Annotated in this window: 5 protein-coding genes; 1 reads left to right on the top strand and 4 read right to left on the bottom strand. The window is 70.3% G+C overall.

The features are described 5' to 3' along the window. Positions 1–228: 228 nt before the first annotated feature. From leuA to R4P08_RS17730, 4 genes are all read right to left on the bottom strand, one after another. Complete coding sequence (gene leuA, locus R4P08_RS17745) at positions 229–2,091, bottom strand: 2-isopropylmalate synthase (RefSeq protein WP_317815200.1); 1,863 nt, start codon at positions 2,089–2,091, stop codon at positions 229–231. Between the two features lie 154 nt (positions 2,092–2,245). Next, positions 2,246–2,677: a GNAT family N-acetyltransferase gene (locus R4P08_RS17740; protein WP_317815199.1), complete on the bottom strand. Its 432-nt coding sequence runs from the start codon at positions 2,675–2,677 to the stop codon at positions 2,246–2,248. A gap of 52 nt (positions 2,678–2,729) precedes the next feature. Next, on the bottom strand, positions 2,730–3,608 hold the full coding sequence (locus tag R4P08_RS17735; protein WP_317815198.1) for a trypsin-like serine protease: 879 nt from the start codon (positions 3,606–3,608) through the stop codon (positions 2,730–2,732). Positions 3,609–3,637: 29 nt separating this feature from the next. Further along, the gene (locus R4P08_RS17730) at positions 3,638–4,483 is read right to left on the bottom strand and encodes a DMT family transporter (protein ID WP_317815197.1); all 846 of its coding nucleotides are present in this window, start codon (positions 4,481–4,483) and stop codon (positions 3,638–3,640) included. A 71-nt stretch (positions 4,484–4,554) separates the two neighbouring features. Here R4P08_RS17730 and R4P08_RS17725 point away from each other — a divergent pair, with 71 nt between their 5' ends. Beyond that, positions 4,555–5,817: an aspartate kinase gene (locus R4P08_RS17725; protein WP_317815196.1), complete on the top strand. Its 1,263-nt coding sequence runs from the start codon at positions 4,555–4,557 to the stop codon at positions 5,815–5,817. The last annotated feature ends 183 nt before the right edge of the window (positions 5,818–6,000 follow it).

Below are 6,000 nucleotides of genomic sequence, written 5' to 3'. Positions count from 1 at the left end.
CATCCATGGCTTCCACAGTCCCCATGCGAAGATGACCGAACTAATCGACGGTGTTGCGCTAGCCACCTGAGACCGCCCTCGGGCGATACGTGCGGAACGCTCTTCGCGATGGAATCGCCGGGCCCGAGCGGCCGGGCCCCGGCCCCGACCCCGGCCCAGCGGCCCCGACCCCGGCCCAGCGGCCGGGCCCGGGCCCCGGCCCCAGCGGCCCCGGCCCCGGCCGCAGTCTCAGGGAGCCCAGGTGCGGGCGCCCACGGTGCTGCCGATGGTCGTGGCGTCCTCGGCGGCCTCGTCGGCGTACGCGCGGTTGACGGCGGAGACCACCGCGCGCAGTGATGCGGTGGTGATGGATCCGGCCCGGCCGACACCCCAGAAGACCCGGTTGCCGAACTGCACCTCGACGAACGCCGCTGCGGTCGCGTCATCCCCGGCGGTCATCGCATGCTCCGAGTAGTCGAGGATGCGTACCTCGTCGTCGAACATCTCGTTCAGCGCGGCGACGAACGCCGCCAGGGGACCGTTCCCGGTCCCGGTCACCTCGGTGGTCTGACCCTTCCAGCGGATCACGGCGTCGATCGAGTCCTCGCCGTCGTCGGTCTGGGCGGGAGAGAGGTGCTGCGACATGCGCTCCATGGGCGAGACGCGATCCAGGTACTCCAGCGAGAAGATGTCCCACATCTGCTTGGGCGTGACCTCGCCGCCCTCGGAGTCGGTGACGTCCTGGACCAGGCCCGAGAACTCCATCTGCAGGCGCCGCGGCAGCTGCAGGCCGTAGTCGCTCTTCATGATGTACGCCACGCCGCCCTTGCCGGACTGCGAGTTCACGCGGATCACGGCCTCGTACGACCGGCCCTCGTCCTTGGGGTCCACGGGCAGGTACGGGACCTCCCAGGTGATGGCGGTGACGTCCTCGCCGCGCGCGTCGGCCTCGGCCTGCAGCGCGTCGAAGCCCTTGTTGATCGCGTCCTGGTGCGAGCCGGAGAAGGCGGTGAACACCAGGTCGCCACCGTAGGGGTGGCGCTCGGGAACGCGCAGCTGGTTGGCGTACTCGACAGTCCGGCGGATCTCGTCCATGTCCGAGAAGTTGATCTGCGGGTCCACGCCGCGGGTGAGCAGGTTCATGCCCAGCGTCACCAGGCAGACGTTGCCGGTGCGCTCGCCGTTGCCGAACAGGCAGCCCTCGATCCGGTCGGCGCCCGCCTGGTAGCCCAGCTCGGCGGCGGCCACGCCGGTGCCGCGGTCGTTGTGCGGGTGCAGCGACAGGATGGTCGAGTCGCGGTGCGCCAGGTTGCGGTGCATCCACTCGATCTGGTCGGCGTACACGTTGGGCGTGGCCATCTCGACCGTGGCCGGCAGGTTGATGATGATCGGACTCGAGGGGGTCGCGCCCACGACCTCGGTGACGGCGTCGCAGACCTCCTTGGAGAACGCCAGCTCGGTGCCGGTGAACGACTCGGGGGAGTACTCCCAGCGCCAGTTGGTGTCGGGGTACTCGCGGGCGATGGTCGTCACCAGTGCGGCGGCGTCGGTGGCGATCTTCTTGATGGCCGCGCGGTCCTTACGGAACACCACCTTGCGCTGCAGGATCGAGGTGGAGTTGTAGAAGTGCACGATCACGTTGGACGCGCCCTCGCACGCCTCGAAGGTCCGCCGGATCAGGTCCTCGCGGCACTGGACCAGCACCTGGATGGTCACGTCGGCGGGGATCGCGTCGTCCTCGATGATCTCGCGCACGAAGTCGTAGTCCGTCTGCGACGCCGACGGGAAGCCGACCTCGATCTCCTTGTAACCCATCCGCACGAGCAGCTCGAACATCCGGCGCTTGCGGGCCGGGCTCATGGGGTCGATCAGGGCCTGGTTGCCGTCGCGCAGGTCCACCGCGCACCACTGCGGCGCGTGGGTGATGGTCTTGTCCGGCCAGGTGCGGTCCGGCAGCGAGACGTCCTCGACCTCGTCGGCGAAGGACCGGTACCGGTGCGCCGGCATCGACGAGCCCTTCTGTCGGTTCCACGACGGTTGGTCGGGGCGTCCGGGCTTGGAGGGGGGAGTGATGGTCGACGACGACGAGACGAATGCGTCAGCGGGAGACATAACGGGGCTCTACTTCCTTGGATGCGATCGGGGGATCGGACCGGCGCGACGAGATCCCGCGACGGGGAGCCGGTCCGCCTCAGCGGGCCCCGCCGCGGCACCCAAGAAGGAGCACACGCTGCATGGGGGTCACGATACACAAATTGCGCAGGGGTCAGGGTATCGGGATGGTGAAGGTCGTGGACCCGGTGGTGGTGGTCTCCGGCGGGGAGAGCGGCGAGTCGGGGAGCAGCTCCTGGGTGTGGTGCACCGATCCCCACACCCTGCGGCAGCCGGCTTCCTCGGCGATCGCCACGGCCTTGTCCACCAGCTGGTGGGCGATCCCCTGGTGCCGCAGGTGCTCGCGGACGCGGATGCCGTAGACGAACAGGTCCGGGCTCGCCCCGAGGTAGCCGGTCTCCACCGCGACGAGCATGCCCACGGGGACCTCGTCCAGTAGGGCCAGCAGGAGGAGGTTGGACCCGTTGTCGAGGAAGTCCTGGGTCCACTCCGCGGTGGGCGGGGCGCTGAACAGGTCGGCAGCGGACAGCAGGAGGTCGGCGTCGGAGCGCGAGGCCCGACGGACAACGACCTCCTGCGCGTCCATCAGTCCAGTGTGACAAAACCCGGGGGATTAGGCACGCCGCGCGAGGTTCGCGTCACCGGTTGGCGATCATCCAGTCGATCCATCCGTTCTGCGCGGGGATCGACTCGTACCAGGCGGGGTTGGTCCCGTCGGGCTGGCGCCGCGAGTGATCCGAGCCCGAGTGCAGGCCCACGAGCCGGTCGCCCTGGAACACCGGGCCGCCGGAGTCGCCCGCCCCGTACCCGCCCTGGATGGTGTGGGACCGGCCGATCCGGGAGCCGGCGCGGGGCTCCATCCGGTCGAGGCGGGTCAGGCCGGTGAGCACCTGCGGCGACCGCTGCCCCCGCGGGGAGGTCTCGCCGAAGCCGTGGAAGCGCAGGACCGCGCCCGGGGCGGGGTCGACGTCGCCGCGCAGGACCGACGGCGACGGGGCGGGATGCGCCAGCTTGAGCAGCATCACGTCGCCGGCGGGGGCGTGATAGGCGGCCACGGGGGAGTGTCGGCCCAGGCTGCCGGTGTCGAGGGAACCGAACGCGCCGACGACCGGCGGGCTGGCCAGCGACGCGGTCTCGGCGAAGCCGCCGGGGACGGTGGCCCAGTTGCCGAAGCCCAGCGTGTACGCGCTCGGGTTGGCGGGCCCGCAGTGCGCGGCCGTGGCCACCCAGCGCGGTGCCACCACGACGCCGGTGCAGGGCGTGCCGGGGATGCCGCTGAACGTGGTGATCTGCACCGCCCAGGGCGCCGAGCCGGAGGGGGCTCCGTTCACCACGGCGCCGGCGGTGGGCGCGACGACGGCGAGCGGGGCGGCCAGCGCGACGACCGCGGCGGCCGCGGTTGCGAGACGGGCGGGCGCGAGACGGGCGGCCGCGGTTGCGAGACGGGCGGGCGCGAGACGGGCGGCGTGCGTGTGACTGGTGGGGCTGGAGAGGCTAACGGGACGGCGAGAGCGCATGACCGGGAGTGTAGGGGACGGCGGGGCCCTCAGGCGTCGACGTCTTTGTGGGCCAGCCGCACGGTGGCCACCACCATCACCGCGAGCGACACCGCGAGGATCGTGAGTTCGGGGCCGTCGACGGTGAACCACTCGCCCAGCACCACCACGCCGAGCCCCAGCGCGACCACCGGCGTGGTGACCGTGGACGCGGGCACCGCCTGGTGGACCTCGCCGGCCGAGAACGACATCTGCTGCAGCGTCAGCGCCAGGACCGCCGCCACGACCAGGCCGTACACCTCGCCCGTGGTGAACACCTCGACCAGCCCGCCCGCGTGCCACCGGCCCGTCATGCCCTTGGTGAGGAGCGCGACGTAGGCGAACGCGGTGCCGCCCGCCACGCCCAACAACAGTGCACGGTTGCCGTCGCGGCGGCGCCTGCTGGCCAGACGGAGCAGGACGACGACGGCGAGGATGCCGCCCGCACACGCGAGCGCCCATGCGTACCAGGGCGGATGCGCATCCCCCCTGGTCGGCCGACCGTAGATCACCAGGACGATCACGCAGCCCGCCAGGACGTAGCCCCAGAACAGTTCGGTCTTGGTGACCCGCCGATTGGTGAACCACGCGCCCAGCGGCAGGGCGAAGGTGAGCGACAGGACGGTGATGGTCTGCACCAGGATGAGCGACCCGAACCCCAGCGCCAGTCCCTGGAACGCGAAGCCGGCGAGGCTGATTCCCATGCCCATCCACCAGTATCTGCTGGCGAGTACGCCTAGACGGCCCTCGAGCCGACCCTCTGCGCGGCCTTTGGTCCGGTGCCTGATCACGGTGCCGAAGGCCTGGCTGAGAGCGGACGCGAGGGCCAGTAGTACGGCCGCCCAGGTTTGCGTCATCGCTGATGAGTAAACACCTCCCGTAAAGTGGCTCTGCGTTAGGCCGATCAACACCGGAAGGGTGTGACCGCGTGGCACTCGTAGTGCAAAAGTTTGGCGGCTCCTCCGTGGAGTCCGCAGAACGTATCCGCCGGGTAGCCGAGCGGATCGTCGAGACCAAGAAGGCGGGAAACGACGTCGTGGTGGTCGCCTCGGCGATGGGCGACACGACCGACGAACTCCTCGACCTGGCAGACCAGGTCTGCCCGGCGCCCCCGCAGCGCGAGATGGACATGCTGCTGAGTTCGGGCGAACGCATCTCCAACGCGTTGCTGGCCATGGCCATCAGCTCGTTCGGGCTGGAGGCCTACTCGTTCACCGGTTCGCAGGCCGGGATCATCACCACCACCAGACACGGCAACAGCCGGATCATCGACATCACCCCTGGTCGCGTCCGCGACGCCCTGGACCAGGGCAAGATCGCGCTCGTCGCCGGCTTCCAGGGCGTGTCCCGGGAGACCCGCGATGTCACGACCCTCGGCCGCGGCGGCTCCGACACCACCGCGGTGGCCCTGGCGGCCGCGCTCGGTGCGGACGTCTGCGAGATCTACTCGGACGTCGACGGCATCTACACCGCCGATCCCCGGATCGTCCCGGACGCCCGCAAGCTCGACACCATCTCGTACGAGGAGATGCTGGAGATGGCGGCCGTCGGTTCCAAGATCCTCAACCTGCGCAGTGTGGAGTTCGCCCGTCGGTACCACGTGCCGCTGCGCGTCCGCTCTTCGTATTCGACCAACCCCGGCACGCTCGTGGCCGGCAATGTGGAGGACATCCCCGTGGAAGACGCAGTCCTGACCGGAGTCGCGCACGACGCCTCGGAGGCCAAGATCACCGTGGTCGGCATCCCCGACCAGCCGGGGTACGCGGCCAAGATCTTCCGCGCCGTGGCCGACGCCGAGATCAACATCGACATGGTCCTGCAGAACGTCTCGAGGTCGTCGGGCAAGACCGACATCACCTTCACCTGCCCGCGCGAGGTGGGCGCCCAGGCCGTCGAGGTGCTCTCCCAGGCCAAGAGCGACCTCGGCATCGACCAGGTGCTCTACGACGACAACGTCGGCAAGGTCTCCCTGGTCGGCGCCGGCATGAAGTCGCACCCGGGCGTCACCGCGACGTTCTGCGAGTCGCTGTCCGAGGCCGGGATCAACATCGAGCTCATCTCGACCTCGGAGATCCGCATCTCGGCGCTGGTCCGCGAGGATGAGCTCCCCCAGAGCGTCCGCGCCCTGCACGCGGCGTTCGAGCTGGGCGGCGAGGAAGAGGCCCAGATCTACGCCGGCACCGGCCGCTGACCTCTCCCGCCCGTCCCCGCCGCCCGCCCGCCCGCCCGGCCCCGGCCCCCACCCGGCCCCCACCCGGCCCCGGCCCCGACCATCGATAAGACAGTTCCGCACACATCGTCCGAGAGCTCGTGTGCCGAACTGTCTTATCGATGACCCTGCTGCTCGCTGGCCCAGCCGACCCGCCCGCCCACT

The sequence above is a fragment of the Rhodococcus sp. IEGM 1408 genome, from assembly GCF_033142235.1.
In the GTDB taxonomy this organism is placed as follows: Bacteria; Actinomycetota; Actinomycetes; order Mycobacteriales; family Mycobacteriaceae; genus Dietzia.
This window is presented reverse-complemented; position numbering and strand designations above follow the sequence as displayed.